Source organism: Niallia sp. Kr1, from assembly GCF_050389805.1.
Lineage (GTDB): Bacteria > Bacillota > Bacilli > Bacillales > Cytobacillaceae > Bacillus_BD.
The window spans coordinates 2749933-2766264 of the sequence record NZ_CP130945.1 but is presented as its reverse complement, the minus strand read 5'-3'; the positions used below and the strand labels follow the sequence as shown (position 1 = coordinate 2766264).

At 36.6% G+C, this 16332-nt stretch carries 15 protein-coding genes and 1 riboswitch; of the genes, 5 read left to right on the top strand and 10 right to left on the bottom strand.

What is annotated here, in order from left to right; translation table 11 throughout:
- Positions 1–33 precede the first annotated feature (33 nt).
- The 6 genes from Q5760_RS13340 to Q5760_RS13315 form a co-directional block, all read right to left on the bottom strand.
- Positions 34–909 carry a bifunctional 5,10-methylenetetrahydrofolate dehydrogenase/5,10-methenyltetrahydrofolate cyclohydrolase gene (locus Q5760_RS13340; RefSeq protein WP_428908136.1) on the bottom strand — a complete coding sequence of 292 codons (876 nt, stop codon included), beginning with the start codon at positions 907–909 and terminating at the stop codon, positions 34–36.
- Positions 910–923: 14 nt separating this feature from the next.
- Positions 924–2600: a formate--tetrahydrofolate ligase gene (locus Q5760_RS13335; RefSeq protein WP_428908135.1), complete on the bottom strand. Its 1677-nt coding sequence runs from the start codon at positions 2598–2600 to the stop codon at positions 924–926.
- A gap of 125 nt (positions 2601–2725) precedes the next feature.
- Positions 2726–4123 carry a dihydrolipoyl dehydrogenase gene (gene lpdA, locus Q5760_RS13330; RefSeq protein WP_428908134.1) on the bottom strand — a complete coding sequence of 466 codons (1398 nt, stop codon included), beginning with the start codon at positions 4121–4123 and terminating at the stop codon, positions 2726–2728.
- 85 nt (positions 4124–4208) lie between these two features.
- The gene (gene gcvH, locus Q5760_RS13325) at positions 4209–4592 is read right to left on the bottom strand and encodes a glycine cleavage system protein GcvH (protein ID WP_428908133.1); all 384 of its coding nucleotides are present in this window, start codon (positions 4590–4592) and stop codon (positions 4209–4211) included.
- A 186-nt stretch (positions 4593–4778) separates the two neighbouring features.
- A complete protein-coding gene (gene gcvT / locus Q5760_RS13320; protein ID WP_428908132.1) occupies positions 4779–5891 on the bottom strand; it encodes a glycine cleavage system aminomethyltransferase GcvT in 1113 nt (370 codons plus the stop codon).
- A 339-nt stretch (positions 5892–6230) separates the two neighbouring features.
- Positions 6231–6333, bottom strand: a riboswitch (glycine riboswitch).
- Positions 6334–6476: 143 nt separating this feature from the next.
- Positions 6477–6632 (bottom strand): hypothetical protein, encoded by a 156-nt coding sequence (locus Q5760_RS13315; protein WP_428908131.1) that lies wholly within the window; start codon positions 6630–6632, stop codon positions 6477–6479.
- Between the two features lie 260 nt (positions 6633–6892).
- Here Q5760_RS13315 and Q5760_RS13310 point away from each other — a divergent pair, with 260 nt between their 5' ends.
- Positions 6893–7330, top strand: coding sequence for a CBS domain-containing protein (locus tag Q5760_RS13310; RefSeq protein WP_428908130.1), 438 nt, complete (start codon positions 6893–6895; stop codon positions 7328–7330).
- 52 nt (positions 7331–7382) lie between these two features.
- Here Q5760_RS13310 and Q5760_RS13305 read toward each other — a convergent pair whose 3' ends face one another.
- Positions 7383–7886 (bottom strand): CBS domain-containing protein, encoded by a 504-nt coding sequence (locus Q5760_RS13305; RefSeq protein WP_428908129.1) that lies wholly within the window; start codon positions 7884–7886, stop codon positions 7383–7385.
- Positions 7887–8147: 261 nt separating this feature from the next.
- Here Q5760_RS13305 and Q5760_RS13300 point away from each other — a divergent pair, with 261 nt between their 5' ends.
- Positions 8148–9452, top strand: coding sequence for an MFS transporter (locus Q5760_RS13300; RefSeq protein WP_428908128.1), 1305 nt, complete (start codon positions 8148–8150; stop codon positions 9450–9452).
- A gap of 355 nt (positions 9453–9807) precedes the next feature.
- Here Q5760_RS13300 and Q5760_RS13295 read toward each other — a convergent pair whose 3' ends face one another.
- The gene (locus tag Q5760_RS13295) at positions 9808–10347 is read right to left on the bottom strand and encodes an ECF transporter S component (protein WP_428908127.1); all 540 of its coding nucleotides are present in this window, start codon (positions 10345–10347) and stop codon (positions 9808–9810) included.
- 270 nt (positions 10348–10617) lie between these two features.
- Here Q5760_RS13295 and Q5760_RS13290 point away from each other — a divergent pair, with 270 nt between their 5' ends.
- The gene (locus Q5760_RS13290) at positions 10618–11466 is read left to right on the top strand and encodes a pyridoxamine kinase (protein WP_428908126.1); all 849 of its coding nucleotides are present in this window, start codon (positions 10618–10620) and stop codon (positions 11464–11466) included.
- 237 nt (positions 11467–11703) lie between these two features.
- On the opposite strand, the gene Q5760_RS13285 is transcribed toward Q5760_RS13290, so the two are convergent.
- Both Q5760_RS13285 and Q5760_RS13280 read right to left on the bottom strand, forming a co-directional pair.
- Positions 11704–12357 carry a vWA domain-containing protein gene (locus Q5760_RS13285; protein ID WP_428908125.1) on the bottom strand — a complete coding sequence of 218 codons (654 nt, stop codon included), beginning with the start codon at positions 12355–12357 and terminating at the stop codon, positions 11704–11706.
- Positions 12358–12438: 81 nt separating this feature from the next.
- Complete coding sequence (locus tag Q5760_RS13280) at positions 12439–13437, bottom strand: macro domain-containing protein (protein ID WP_428908124.1); 999 nt, start codon at positions 13435–13437, stop codon at positions 12439–12441.
- Positions 13438–13817: 380 nt separating this feature from the next.
- Between Q5760_RS13280 and Q5760_RS13275 the strand changes: the two genes are divergently transcribed.
- Positions 13818–14588, top strand: a complete 771-nt coding sequence (locus Q5760_RS13275) for a MerR family transcriptional regulator (RefSeq protein WP_428908123.1) — start codon at positions 13818–13820, stop codon at positions 14586–14588.
- Positions 14572–16332, top strand: coding sequence for an ABC transporter ATP-binding protein (locus Q5760_RS13270; RefSeq protein ID WP_428908122.1), 1761 nt, complete (start codon positions 14572–14574; stop codon positions 16330–16332). Before Q5760_RS13275 ends, Q5760_RS13270 begins: the two co-directional genes overlap by 17 nt.

The following is a 16332-nucleotide window of genomic DNA, read 5'->3' as shown; positions in this document are numbered from 1 at the left end:
ACTTTATACCTTCCTATTATTAATAAAAGAATGTTATACAGATGTAACGAATTTCTTCACATTCGTTGCCTTTTCGCAAGCCTGAACGACATGCTGTAGTAAAATCGTGGTAGTTATAAGTCCAACTCCACCTGTAGGAGGTGTTAGTGCTTTTACATTTTCAATCACTTCATCGTAATGAACATCTCCACAGATTTTGCCATTCCCATCATCATTAATTCCAACATCAACGACAAATGAATCCTCACTAAAGTATTCCTTCCCCATAAACTTGGCTCTTCCAATCGCTGCCACCACGATATCAGCCTTTTGAGTAACAGAAGGCATATCTTTTGTTCGGGAATGACAAATGGTAACAGATGCATTTTCATCTAGTAGTAACATGGCTAACGGTTTCCCTACTACTAAACTGCGACCAGCTACAACGACATTAGCTCCGTTTAACGGAATTTCATAATAGTTAAGCAATTCAATCACGGCTTTAGGGGTACAAGGAGCAAAACCTGTGCTTCGCCCTTCAAAAACTTTCTCTAAATTAATCGGTGACATACAGTCAATATCCTTTTCAGGATCGATTAAGTTTCGAACGACTTCAGGATCAATATGATCAGGGAGTGGTCGGAAAATCATAATTCCGTGAATATCTTGGTCTCGATTTGCTTTTTCAAAAACACATGTTAATTCTTCCATTGTAACAGTTACAGGAAGTTCCAATACATTACATTTGATCTTTAAGAGGTCGCAATTTTTAAGAATACTTCTTTCGTAAGAGAGATCGTCTTCCCGAGCTCCCACCCTGATTAATAATAGGGTGGGAGTCACGTTATTTTCCTTTAATTTTTCTACTCTTGATAAGATGTTTTCTCTAAGTGATTGTACGACTGGTTTTCCAGCTAATTTTTCACCCATGTTGTAAATCCTCCTTATGAGAGTCCGATAATTTCCCCGTCATCTGTAATATCCATTCCATTTGCAGCAGGAACTTTTGGTAAACCTGGCATCGTCATAATTGAGCCTGTTAAAGCAACGATGAAACCGGCGCCTGCATTCACCCTAATTTCTCTAACGGACAATGTAAATCCAGTAGGTGCTCCTAGTAAGCTTGGGTCATCTGAGAATGAGTATTGCGTTTTTGCCATACAAATTGGCATTTTGTCTAATCCAAGTTTTTCTAGTTCCGCCATTTGTTTCTTAGCTGCTGCTGAAATTTCTACTCTTTCAGCACGATAAATTTCTTTGGCAATACTCTCGATTTTCTCTTGAATGGAAAGGTCCACATCATAAAGTGGTGCAAATTGAGATGGTTTTGTTTCGGTAATTTCAACCACTTTGTTCGCTAGCTCAATGGCCCCTTCTCCACCTTTTGTGAATACTTCGGCGAGAACAACATCGACACCACGTTCCGCACACTTTTCCTTCAACAATTGGATTTCTGCTTCCGTATCCGTTGGGAATTTATTGATTGCCACAACAGCCGGTACGCCAAATTTATTAACATTTTCAATATGTCTCTCAAGGTTTACGATTCCGTCTTGGAGTGCTTGAAGGTTTTCATGAGCAAGTTCTGTTTTAGACACTCCTCCGTTCATTTTCAGTGCTCTAATCGTAGCAACAATCACTGCTGCACTTGGGTTTAAACCTGCAAATCTTGATTTAATATCAAAGAATTTCTCAGCACCGAGATCCGCTCCAAAACCAGCTTCGGTTACAACGTAATCTGCTAATTTAAGACCAATCTTAGTTGCCATTACAGAGTTACAGCCATGTGCGATATTCGCGAATGGACCACCATGAATAAAGGCTGGTGTATTTTCAAGTGTTTGGACAAGGTTCGGTTGGATCGCGTCCTTTAATAATAAAGCCATTGCTCCTGTAGCCTCTAAATCTCCTGCTGTGACGGTTTCACCGTCTCGGTTATAAGCGACAACCATTCTTGACAATCTGTCTTTCAGATCGGAGAGGCTTGTAGCCAGACAGAGAATCGCCATAATTTCAGAAGCAACCGTAATATCAAATCCTGTTTGTCTGATAAAGCCATCTGGTTTTCCACCAAGACCAATCACTACATTTCGAAGAGCACGGTCATTCATATCGAGAACTCGTTTCCAAACGACCTTTTTTGGATCGATGTTTAATGCATTTCCTTGATGTAAATGGTTATCAAGCATCGCTGCTAGTAGATTGTGTGCAGATGTAATCGCATGAAAATCACCAGTAAAGTGGAGATTAATGTCTTCCATTGGGACAACTTGGGCATATCCACCACCAGCTGCTCCACCTTTTATCCCAAATACAGGTCCTAGGGATGGTTCTCTTAATGCCGTTATCGTTTTTTTGCCTATCTTATTTAACCCCATGGACAATCCCACATTCATCGTGGTTTTTCCTTCTCCAGCTGGAGTTGGATTGATTGCTGTAACAAGGATAAGTTTTCCATCTGGTTTATCTTCAAGACGGGATAATACATCTAGGGATACTTTAGCTTTATATTTTCCATAAAGATCCAATTCATCTTCCGTAATCCCAAGAGAATCAGCAATCTCACTAATTGGGATCATCTTTGCTTCTTGTGCAATTTGAACATCTGTTTTAAACGTCATGTCCATTCCTCCTCGGTTGTAACTTTCCTCTTTTAAATAAATAGAATATTATTATTCTTAAATAGTATTGTAACAATAAGAATTTTAATTCGCACTATAATATTGTGGATATTCTATTATTTTTTTTATGCATGAATCGCTAAGTCCTCTACCGCTTGTGCAGCTTCGCCAATTGCTTCAGATAAGGCAGGGTGTGGATGAATCATTTCAGCAATATCTTGTGATGTTGCATTTATCATAGTAGCAAGTGCGGCTTCAGTGATCATATCCGTTGCATGAGGTCCAATTATATGTGCGCCGAGTAGTTTTTTAGATTCTTCTTCTACTACCAATTTGACAAACCCATCAGACTCACCAAATACTATTGCTTTTCCAATGGCACGGAAAGAGAATTTACCTATTTTTACTGTGTAGCCTTTTTCTTTTGCCTCTTCTTCTGTTAATCCCACGCTTGCAATTTCTGGACTACCGTATACACACTTAGATACGAGTAAAGGGTCAAGTGGTGTAGGATTTTTACCTGCTATTTTTTCAATTGCAATGATTCCCTCGTGGGAAGCCACATGAGCTAATTGTAATCCTCCGATAACATCCCCAATGGCATAGATGTTGGGCTCAGTTGTTTGATAGTATTCGTTCGTTTTAATAGAACATCTAATGATTTCGATGGCAGTATTTTCAAGACCAATTCCCTCAACATTTGGAAGTCTCCCAACAGAAACTAAAAGTTTAGCTGCAGAATAAGTTGTTTCTTTTCCTTTTTGTTCAGTAGAAATGGAGACCTCATCTTCTATTACAATTGATTCTGGAAGAACCTTTGCCCCGGTTACAATTTTTATCCCTTTTTTCTTCATTAAGCGTTGAAGTTCCTTCGAAATTTCTTTATCTTCTGTTGGTAAAATTCGATCCGCGTACTCAATCACCGTTACTTTTACTCCAAAATCTGATAGCATAGATGCCCATTCTATTCCAATAACACCGCCGCCAACAATAATGATGGAATCCGGTAATTCTTTCATTTTTAACGCTTCATCTGAAGTCATTACATAATGACCATCTATCTCTAATCCTGGGAGTGTTCTAGGACGGGAGCCTGTGGCAATGATAATACTTTGTGTATGTAAGGTTACATCTTCCCGATTTTTCAGTTGTACAACAACCTCTTTAGAATTTACAATACTGCCAATTCCGTCGTAAACATCAATTTTTCCCTTCTTCATTAAATGTTGAATCCCGTTAAATAATCGCGATATATTTTCGTCTTTACGTTCTTGAACTCTTACAAAATTTAGTCCCACCTCAGGGGCGATCACACCGAATTCCTCAGCTTTTTTTGTATTCACATATATTTCGGCACTTCTTAATAAGGCTTTTGTTGGGATACATCCAGCATGTAGACACGTTCCACCTAATTTTTCTTTTTCTAAAATTGCTGTTTTTAAACCTAATTGTGAGGCCCTAATGGCTGCAACATATCCACCCGGTCCTCCTCCAATAATGACAACATCATAAGACTGTTTCATCTGTTTTCTCCTCCTTAAAAGAACGATCTCTATGTATATAAAGAAGAATTCCCTATCTCTCCGGTAGTATATAGGACGGGTTCATCTATTCCTCACCTTCTTTAATAAATGTTTGATATTCCTTTTCATTCAAAAGTGACTTTAATTCCTCAGGATCAGATAATTCGACTTCAACCAACCAACCTGTATCATATGGATGTTCGTTCACCAATTGTGGCGAATCCTCTAATTCTTCGTTTACCAAAACAACAGAACCTGAAACAGGTGAGTATAAATCAGAAACTGCTTTTACAGATTCGATCGATCCCATTGACTCATTTGCTGTCACTTCATCCCCTTCTTTAGGATTTTCAACAAATACGATATCTCCTAATGACTTTTGGGCATAATCAGAAATCCCAATCCGTACTCGATTACCTTCTAATTGTTGAACCCACTCATGTTCCTTGCTATATAGTAAATTGGTCATTATCTTTTCTCCCCTTCACTAGTGATTAGTTTAAAATCTGGTGGATTGTTTGTATAAAGGAACGTTTTTTATTGTTAGGCTTTATTTTCGTTTCGGGTACTCTACACCTGCCACCTTGACACAATGTGTCTTAAGGTGGCTTTCCCTGTTTCACTTCTCCTGCAATAGACTTCGTGTCTTCCAGTATTAAACTCTTTTGTAGAATGGAGTTTTGACTACAACAGCATCAATTAATTTATTGCGAATTTCTATTTTTAATTCTGTTCCTATTTTTGTTTGTTCTGCTGATAAAAGAGCAAGACCAATACTTTTCTTTAGTGTTGGAGATTGAGTTCCAGAAGTAACAACACCAATTTCTTCATCATCTTCCGAGAAGACTTTATAACCAGTACGAGGAATGCCTCTTCCTGTTACTTCAATTCCTACAATTCTACGTTTGACTCCTTCTTCTTTCTGCTTAGTAAGAGCTTCTTTACCAAGAAAATCACTTTCTTTATTCACTTTAACAGCAAAACCAATTCCTGCTTCAAGTGGACTGATGTCTTTTGAAAGCTCTTGACCATATAGGGCTAGTCGCGCTTCCAAGCGTAGGGTATCACGCGCACCAAGTCCGCATGGTTTTAAACCATCTTCTTTGCCAACTTCCAATAATTTGTCCCATAGTTCAACTACCTGATTAGATGCTAGATACAACTCGAAGCCATCTTCTCCTGTGTAGCCAGTACGAGAAATGAGTACGTCTGTAATCCCAGATACCGTAACTTGCTGAGCAAAACGATAAAACGCAATTTGTGAAAGGTCAATATCTGTTAGTTTTTGCAAGATACTTTCAGCTTTTGGTCCTTGGATGGCAAGCTGTGCCACTTCTCCTGAAATATTACGAAGTGTTACATCTCCTTTTATATGTTCCTTTATCCACGTATAATCTTTTTCAATATTCGCTGCGTTTGGTACAAGCATATATTTTTCATCTGCTAATTTATAGACAATTAAATCATCAACAGTGCCACCATCTTGATAGCACAATACTGTATATTGCGCTTGATTTGTATGTATTGTGGATACATCATTTGTTCCCAGCTTATTAATGATGCTTTCTGCATCTTTCCCCTCAATGATGAATTCTCCCATATGCGATACATCGAATAGACCAGCTGCTTGACGAACAGCCTCATGCTCTTCAATTATGCTAGTGAATTGCACGGGAAGTTCCCATCCACCGAAATCAATAACTTTTGCTCCGTATTTTTTATATGTTTCAAAGAGTGGTGTTCGTTTTAAATTTGTTTCTGTGTTCATCCATATAACCTCCTGTTTTAATAACGCTAAAAAAACTTAATGTTTTAAAAACTTCATTCATTTTTATAGCCAACAGCTACCTTTCTGATATATTTTGACCATCATCCAAACTTTATTTAGTTTTGGACGACTATCCTATTTCTATTTTGCTACTTTGTGGTCCTTCCTATAAAGGATTTGTCAAAATTTTAAGCCTTTACCTAATAGGACGCAAAAAAGGACAGGAAAGGGTAGCCTAAAGCTATCTACCCTTCCCTGTCCTTTTACCTGAGAGATTAACTCTAATTATAGAGTATTCCCCTTTGGTGTCGTAAACTACACACGCGCTCTCCAGAGGTGCGTCCAATTGTGGTTCCATCTACCTGAGAGTTTTGTTCCAAGGGTCTTTTTGAAACTTGCTCCTTCGGTGGCTAAGTCTTTTGCACTCTCCCACAATCCTCATCCGCATATTCTATTATTTTTTTCTATAGAATAAATCATCCATTATAAGGTTGTCAATCATTTTTTTGAAGCGCTTACATTTTTTATGCAGTAGATTCTAATAATACCAAAAGGGCAACGGATACCGCTGCCCTTATTATTCGTTTAAGCATAACTTAGTTCTAATAAATCATTATAGTGGATCAACTGGGAAAGAATTTTAGTTCCTTTATACTTTTCAAATGATTCTCGAGCCTCTTTTTCATCTTCAAATTCATACATCGTAATAGAATCTCCCTGATAGACCGTTAAAATCCACATGTAAAAACAAAACCTCCATCATTTTTTGAATTGATTTTTAAAATTTCGTTTGTCTTTCATGTTAGCGATTATTGGTACTTCACTATTGTAAGACTTTTTATCATAGATGTAAATGATTTTTCAGAAAATTTAATTAATAAAAACAAATTTTTAGAATGAACTGACCTAAAAACAAAACTAAAATAGAGAAATTTTCCCACAAATAATTTGAAGGATTCTTCTAAAGCTATATTCGTATTAACATTAAAGGAGGCAATGGTATGCCACAATCCATAAGAGATATAATGACAGCGGATGTAGTCACGATTAATGAATCACAAACCGTACAGGAAGCGGCTGCATTAATGAGTCAATATAACATCGGAGCCATTCCAGTAATAAATAACAATGGTCAAATGACTGGAATACTCACGGACCGTGATATTACTCTTAGAACTACTGCCCAAGGAGAAAATCCTCAAACACCTGTGTCAGAAGTAATGACAGCACAAACGATTGTACAGGCAACTCCTGACATGGATGTTCATCAAGCCGCAAACCTAATGGCAGAACAGCAAATTCGTCGATTACCAGTCGTAGAAAATGGGCAAGTAGTAGGAATGGTTGCATTAGGTGATTTAGCTGTTCAAAATCAATTTTCTAACGAGGCAGAAGATGCCTTGCAGAGTATCTCAACCCCGTCAGCACCACAGCAATAGTAAAACTACAGTTTATAACTAAAATAGCATAAATGCCTTTATGCTATTTTAGTTAATCAAAGCAACATGCTCTAGGTAATACATCACCATCCCATTTTGGTGAAGCTAACGATTTGAAGCTGTTATAAATGACATCATTACGACTAATAATCCCGACGAGAACCCCATTTCTCTCTACTAAAATTTTTTTCGTTTTTTCCTTTGCAAAAATGGCTGTAATGGTTTCAATATCTTCGTACCAAGACACTTTGTAAACTTTTGTCTGTGCAAATTCCATGACATTTAATTTTTTTATTTTTTGAGCACGTTCTACAAAGTCTTCTTCGTTAATTTGATAATGCTCCATAAAAAATGGTGTCCCAAAAACGAGATCATTAGGCTTTCCAATAAAACGCATGATATCTTCTACACTCACATACCCTACTATTTCATTTCGATCATTTACCACTGGAACCCCGCTAACTCCATAATCGAGAAATTTTTCAATGACACATTGCATTTGATCATGTTCTTTAACTTTAATCACCTGTTTTTTCATAATCGTATGTGCTTTCATATTTATTACCTCCAAGGTCTGCTTGGTGGCACATCATCCCAAATTAATTAAGTTATTTCTACGTTTATCTGATTTATTATATGAAGGTATTCCATGGGACATGGTGCCAATTTCCCCGTCCATTTTATTTTTACTCGCAAAACTATTTACCTGATTCCTCTGTGAATAAATTTTATTATAAAAAAATTCTTTAATTATTGCCTATATTTTAATATTTCTTCAATGATGTTGTTATCTCCTTCTTTTTATTAAATCTTATTAATGCGGTTATTTCTTATGTATATTATTGGAACAAAAGTAAAGCTCCTTTTAATTGTGAAACGTGTTAATCAGCGATATAATGAGATGTCATATAAAAATACAACAGAAAGAGTTATACGGATGAAATTTTCTAAAAAGATTGCAATGTTTATTTTAATTTTTGATATGTTTCTTACTTTTAGTGGAGTTGGCCTAGTCATCCCGATTATGCCGGCATATTTAAAAACGTTTGGGGCCGCTGGGCAAGCTTTGGGCTTTATCATTGCGATTATGGCTTTTGCTCAATTTATTTTTTCTCCTGTTGCTGGCAATTTATCAGACCGTCATGGTCGAAAAAATTTAATCGTGTTTGGTCTTGTCGTTAATGGGCTTTCACAAATTGCTATGGGTTTATCTACCGAACTCTGGATGCTTTATGTTAGTCGTTTTATCACAGGATTCGGGTCAGCCTTTATCGTTCCTCCTGTTATGGCCTATGCTGCCGATATTTCAACAAAAGCCGAACGTGGGAAAGCTATGGGTTGGATTGGTGCAGCCATTTCCTTAGGCTTTATGATAGGTCCTGGGATTGGTGGTTTCTTATCGACTGTGAATGTTCACTTTCCTTTCTACTTTGCAGGTGGCGTGACGATCCTAGCAGGGATCCTATCTTTTATAGTCCTTCCAGTGGTCAAACCAGTCATACAGGAGGTGTCTACGAAAAGAGAGAATTTATGGGAACAAATGGCGCGCTCCTTTAAAACGAGCTATTTTGTTTTATTAATCGTTGTATTTGTATTTTCTTTTGGAATAGCCAATTACCAATCAACCTTAACGATGTACTTAACATATCAATTCGATTACACTCCAAGTGATATTGCCATTATTATGACTGTCGGCGGTTTCGTTGGTGTCATTATACAAGGTTTTGCTATTAATAAATTAATTACCCGATTCGGCGAAATGAATATTATTATGGTTAGTTTAATTGTTGCTGCATTTAGCCTTTACGGCTTATTATTTGTCAGAACATATTCCCTTATTTTGTTTGTTGCAACCCTATTTACCATTGCAACTATCTTAATCCGACCTGCCGTTAATACCATTATTTCAAAAACAGCTGGCAGAGAACAAGGTTATGCAGCTGGGATGAATAATGCCTATATGAGTTTAGGAAATATGATTGGTCCTGCTTTAGCTGGAACGTTATTTGATTGGCATAGGGATATTCCATTTACATTCGGCGCGATTATCTTATTAAGTTGTTTCGTTTTGACTTATGTTTGGACAAAGAAAAATGGGATTAAACAACATCATTTTTCTTAATGCGATTTATAAATGTGCATTTCTGGATATTATAAAAAACCTCTCCAAATTTAGGTGCATTTAAGCCTTGTAACATCGACGAATATCGAGCCCAACTAATGAAACAAAATCAGAGCAAACAACATGCACAGTGTCCGGAAATCATGAAAAATAAGGTTATGATACTACGTACTCAATGTCCGGAGAAATTAGAACCTAAATGTTAAAATGACATTAGACAAAACAAGCAAAATGAAACGCATGGGGATCCCCATGCGTTTCATTTTGCTAAATCTATTCCTTTTTATTGTAATTTCAAATACTATTTTACTTTTCTCCACAGTATTGGGACTGCATATCCAATTTTGCCCTAGTTCTATTTAAAATAAGGAACTTTTTTCAAAGCCACACAAACCGGAAGAGCAACGATCATTCCAATTGCACTCGCAAGTAGATCCCCAGGAATCGATGTTAAAGGAACAATCCAGTTACCGTATAAAATCACTTCTCCAAAGTAATAGATTGCGATCATCACAGGAGTGGAAATAAGTGTAGCCGCAATATTCAAGGCAAGACTACTTCCTTTACGACCTTTTGACCAGGCAATTTTACCAACAATATAGCCTTGTAATCCACGTGCCACAATGGTAATGGGTGCCCATATCACCCAACCTCCAACTAAATCAAATAACCCCATTCCAATTGCACCTGCAAGAGCTCCTTTTTTGGGTCCAAACAAAATCGAAGCAATAAATAGCATAGCCGTCCCTAGATGAACCAATCCCCCATTTACCGAAATGGGTAATTTAATATTTAGGAAAAAAGTTGCTAGAAAAACGAGTGCAACAAGCATGGCCGTCATAATCAAATCATGCGTTTTTTGACCAGCTTTTGGGTAACTTTGTGAATTTTGCATATTTTGCATGTCCATAAACCTTCCTTATTTAATTTTTCTATGATTTTATCACTAGGCTGGTTATAAAAAAAGCGCCATTTTTTTGAAATAAATCAGTCCATATTTTTTTGATACTGACAAGCTTGTTAAATAGTTCGGGTTAAGGTTGGAGAAATCTAGTGAGAAAATCCAAACCCACATATCTCGGTTCATTGGATTATAATTTTCGACCATTCAATTTTATGTTAAGATGTAGTAATAAAGTTAGGTGCATTGATTTTGGAGGTTATGATGAAAAAAGTTGCTGTCATACAAGATTTATCATCTTTTGGAAAATGTTCATTAACTGCTGCTATTCCGGTTTTATCTGTTATGGGAGTACAAGCTTGCCCCCTGCCAACGGCTGTACTTACTGCCCAAACAGGTTATCCAAGTTTTTTTTGTGAAGATTTCACCTCAAAAATGAACCATTTTACGGATGAATGGAGCAAGTTAAATATTACTTTTGATGGAATATCTACTGGCTTTGTTACGGGAGAAGAGCAGATAAAAAATATTTTTCATTTTTTAGATCGGTTTTATACAAAAGAAACTCTATTACTCGTCGATCCCGTAATGGGCGATTCAGGTGAAGTATATAAAATGTTTACAGAAGAATTACCAGTACTAATGGGGGAACTTGTTAACAAAGCGGATGTGATTACGCCGAATGTGACGGAGTGCTGTTTGCTAACTAGAACTTCTTATGAGAAATTACATAGCTATACCAATGAAAAAGATTATTTAAAAGCAGTTGAAGAAGCTGGAAATAGATTACAGCAAGATACAAATGCTGAGGTGATTATTACGGGAATTAACCCACCGACAGAACCTGGTGATACGCAATTGATCGGAAATATGTATTTGAATAAAAATAAAACTTTTCATTATTTGATGCCTTATAATGGAAAAAGTTATTCTGGTACGGGTGATTTATTTGCAGCTGTGATCATGGGGAGTTTGATGCGTGGCCAGAATTTAGAAGAGGCTGTTCAGCTTGCAGTAAAATTCCTTACAGAATCCATTAAGGATTCCGCTTCGGAGAACATTCCTGAAGTTGAAGGTGTTAATTTTGAAAAATATTTAAGCATATTGCTATAAAAAAAATCTCATGTTAGTGAGTTTTTTTTATCCACTGTAGATAAGTAATTGTGGTCTCGGCTTTCTAATCAGCCAGACGTTTCCACAGTCATTTTTAGACTACGTTTCTCTTTAATAGCAGTAAGACCTCTGCCATTACCTTTTGGGATTTTTTCAGTATAATGATAGTTAAAATGAGATAAAACAGCTATCTATATAGCTGTTTTATTCCATTTTAATTCCATTTAATTAGGAACATTAATGCCTTTCACGGCGAATATAATCACTTTCAATTCCCCTTTTCCATGTTCGATCGATATTTTTTTTTCCAATACGAAGATTTGTAACGACTTCATTTACAGCTTCATAATTTAATAGAGTCCCTTCACGGTCTGCATGATAATCCACAGCAAAGTCCTCATGGATACCAAATTGAGATGCAGTTGAAATGGCATCAATATTGGCCCCTAGAAAAATAAACTCCCATCCGTATTTCTGTTTTTGATGCTGGACCATTTTTTTAATTCCTTCTGATGTGAATTCTTTACTCGCATTCTCCATTCCATCGGTTGTGATCACAAATAGAATGTTTTCCGCTTGTTCTTCACCACGAGTACTTTTCTGTACACGAACCATTTTTTGAATAGCGAAACCAATCGCATCTAATAATGCAGTTGACCCTCCTACTTCATAATCCTTTTCGGTCATGAGTGATACTCCTTTAACAGGGATTTGATCGTGTAATAACTCATAATTATGATCAAATAATATCGTCGTTACAAAAGCTTCTCCCACATCTTTTTGTTGTTTCTTTAACATTGCATTAAACCCACCTATGGTATCCTCTTCAAGACCTCCCATTGAACCGCTTTTATCTAATATAAACACTAATTCCGTTTTATTCTTTATCATTCTGATCATCCTCTCGTTTTCTTGTTAAAATAAGAATAACAAGATAATGAAAAGAATAGGTCGCTTTGAAAGCGACATTTATTAAGCGCCGAGTAGCGGTTGATCAAAAGCAAATAAAGCTTCATTGATTTCATGAATATCATACTTTTCTTGTTTGATGAAAAATTCAATAATGACGTCAAATTTATGACTGTGTGACAAAGCATACCCAGCCTTTTCTAATAAATCAATCGTATCTTCAAGATTTAATTGAAGGGCAATCGCTAAAGCAATAACTGTTTTCTTTTTTGGTGAATAATCGACTCCGTTTCGGATTTTCGAGAATAAGCGCCGGTCCATATTTGCTCGTTTATACACATCGACATCTGTCATTCCTTTTTCATCAATGATACGAAACAACCGCTCCGCAAACGATTCATCTAGTTGGTTTAGGACACTTCGTAACGAAGTACTTTCCTCTACATCCTTCACATCCATTTGGACATCTTGAAATGATTCTAGTCTATAGCGTTCTTCTGATCGATTCCGTTGAAATGTACTTTCCATTTCCTCTACATAATTTTCGTTAATATATTGATGAACCGAAGAAAATAATTTTTCACTTAATCCAAAGGAGTTTTTATCAAAAATGACTAAATACACCTTCATATCGTATTGAAATAGAAAGGAACTTATGGTCGAAACAGCAATTTGTAAGGCTTCCTCCTTTGGATAACCATAAATGCCAGTTGAGATTAATGGAAAAGCGATTGATTGACATTGATGTTTTTTTGCCAATTCCAACGAATTTTTATAAGAAGCCTTTAACAATTCTGCTTCTTGATTTAAGCCACCTTGCCATATAGGTCCAGGAGTATGGATAACCCATTTGGCAACTAGCCTAAATCCGGGGGTAATTACGGCTTCACCTACTTTGCATCCCCCCATTTTATCACACACTTCCTGCAACTCCCTTTCGCCAGCTGATCGAAAAATGGCTCCACATACGCCTCCTCCCATTTGTAGTTTCGTATTTGCAGCATTCACAATTGCATCTACTTTCATCTTTGTAATATCATTACGTACAATTTCTAATGGCATTCTATCTTCCTCTTCTCAATCAATTTCACCCGTCGAATTTGCCCCTTGATTTTTATCTAGCACACTCTATCAAATACTTAAAAAATCCGCGGCATCCGCCAGAGTCTCAACTTCATTCAGCTCGGATTTGAACCTCATTAAATCTGAAAGCCTTTTGATATTCATGCCTTAAGTTTAATAGTGGAGGACTTTGACTGAATGAAGTTAAACGTTTCTATATTAATCATACCGATTTAAGCCTCATTAAAAAAGTGGCAGGTTGTTTTATGCACAGATCAATGCTCATTCTGACATTCTATAAGTATCTAAAAAAATTACCTTGATTCTGACGTTACGTTAGGTTTTACAATAGAGTTAAACATGATCGGGAGGAAAATATAATGACTAAAAGCTATTCCATTGGGGAGTTTGCTAAGAAAACAGGAACAACGATTCGAACACTTCATTATTATGATAAAATTGGGCTCCTAACCCCTGCTGAAATTTCAGCATCTGGTCGAAGATACTATGGTGATGACCATATTATACAATTACAAAAAATTGTATCGTTAAAATTTCTTGGGTATTCATTAGAAGAAATTAACGAATTTATTCATTTAAAAGATTGGGATTTAAAAAAATCTCTTTCTTTTCAAAGACAAGAAATGGTTGAAAAGAAAGAACAAATTGAAAGGGTGATTCGTGCACTAGATCATGCTTTAGAAATTTTTGAGGATCACAAGATGATCGATTCTTCTATTTTTATTTCTCTAATCAATAATATACGGATGGAAAAGGAACATAAAGAATGGTTAAAAGAATACCTTCAAGAAGAAGTCATCGAACAAATGTACAACATTTCAGAGGAAAAACAAAGAGAACTGAACAAAGAAGCGGCGGTGGTCTTCGGATTACTTAAACAAGCCTTTGGGCAGGACCCTGCAAGTCAACATGTTCAAACGATTATCGAACAATTCTTTACATTATCTCAGGAAATATACGGCGATATATTATCACTCACCCAGGAGATAATGGACACAGGTATTGAGGTGGAGGACGATCCAAAGTTATTTCCATCCCCTTTTACAAAAGAAGAAGAGGAATGGGTTTCACAAGTTATGGAGATTTATATGTCAAAGAGAGGTGTGAGTTTTAATGAAAATAAAGGATAAAACTTCAACTTTTAACGCGTATCATTTTTGGCAATTATTAAAAGAAACTTCTTTTCCAAAGTGGATTTTGGTGGTGGCTTGTATTTTAAGTTTACTAGAAACAGCCGCTGGTTTATTTGTGCCGATTTTGACAATGTCACTTGTTGACGGGTTAGCGGATGCTTCTCTAGAAGTTTCTATAATTTTACTTCTTGCCTTTACCTTTCTTATCCAAACGATTTCATCTGGCTTTTCCTTCTTTTTTATGGCCTTTATGGGAGAATCGGTTGTAGCCTCCATCAGACAACGGCTATGGAAAAAGATTTTAAGGCTACCTGTTTCTTACTTTGATGAGCACCAATCTGGTGACACGATGAGTCGAATGACACAAGATACCAATACCGTAAAAGATTTGATTACAAGTCATTTCATTACCTTTATTACAGGGATGATCTCAGTCGTTGGTTCTGTTATACTTCTTTTCATGATTGATTGGAAAATGACGTTAATCATGATTATTTCCGTTCCTTTAGCGATTTTGGTTATTTTTCCACTTGGACAAAAAATGTACAAAATTTCTTTAAACACACAAGATGAATTAGCCAACTTTTCGGGTGATTTAGGAAGGGTTCTAACTGACATTCGTCTAGTGAAAGCATATCATGCGGAAGAATCTGAAATGAAGAATGGGAAAAAACGAATACGCCAATTATTTCAATATGGGTTAAAAGAAGCGAAAGTACTCGCTGTTATCTCTCCTTTTATGACATTTGTGATGATGCTTGTGCTTGTTATTCTAATCGGATATGGCGGCGTGCAGGTCGCTTCAGGAGCATTAACAGCAGGCGCTTTGGTTGCGATTATTATTTACATGTTTCAAATCGTTGTCCCTTTTACCCAACTCGCCTCTTTTTTTACGGCTTTTCAAAAAGCGATTGGAGCTACAGAACGAATACAAGGCATTCTTCGTATTGATGAGGAATCCTCTCAAGATCAATTCTGTGTTGTTAACCCTGTACAAAATATTGAGTATCGCCAACTAACTTTTTCCTACCACGATACCCCTATTATTAAAGATGTGAACTTACAAATTCCATACGGGAAAACGACTGCCTTTGTAGGGCCAAGTGGAAGTGGTAAAACTACATTATTTTCACTCCTTGAACGATTTTATCAGCCTGATAAAGGATACATTTTGTTAGGTGATATAAATATTGCACAATTTGATCTCAAATCATGGCGTAGTCAAATTGGTTATGTTTCACAGGAAAGCCCCTTAATGTCAGGAAGTATTAAAGACAACATTATTTATGGAATTGATAGAACCGTAACAGATGAGGAATTAAAACAAGCAGCTATATTTGCTCACGCGTTTGATTTTATTCAAAATCTTCCACAAGGTTTTGATACAGAGGTTGGAGAACGAGGAGTGAAACTATCTGGTGGGCAACGGCAACGGATTGCGATTGCACGGGCGTTGATTCGTGACCCTCATATTCTTTTATTAGATGAAGCGACTTCAAATCTTGATAGTGAATCTGAGTTACTTGTTCAGCTTGCATTAAAAAAGTTAATGGCTGGCAGAACTACGCTTATTATCGCACACCGACTGTCAACGATTATGGATGCGGATCAAATTGTTGTTCTTGAAGCAGGTACGATCACTGGATCTGGAACACATGAAGAATTAGTAGAATCCCACGACTTTTATCAGAAACTGGCAAAAAAATTAAGGGCGGATATTCCCCACCAAATAAACCTTTAA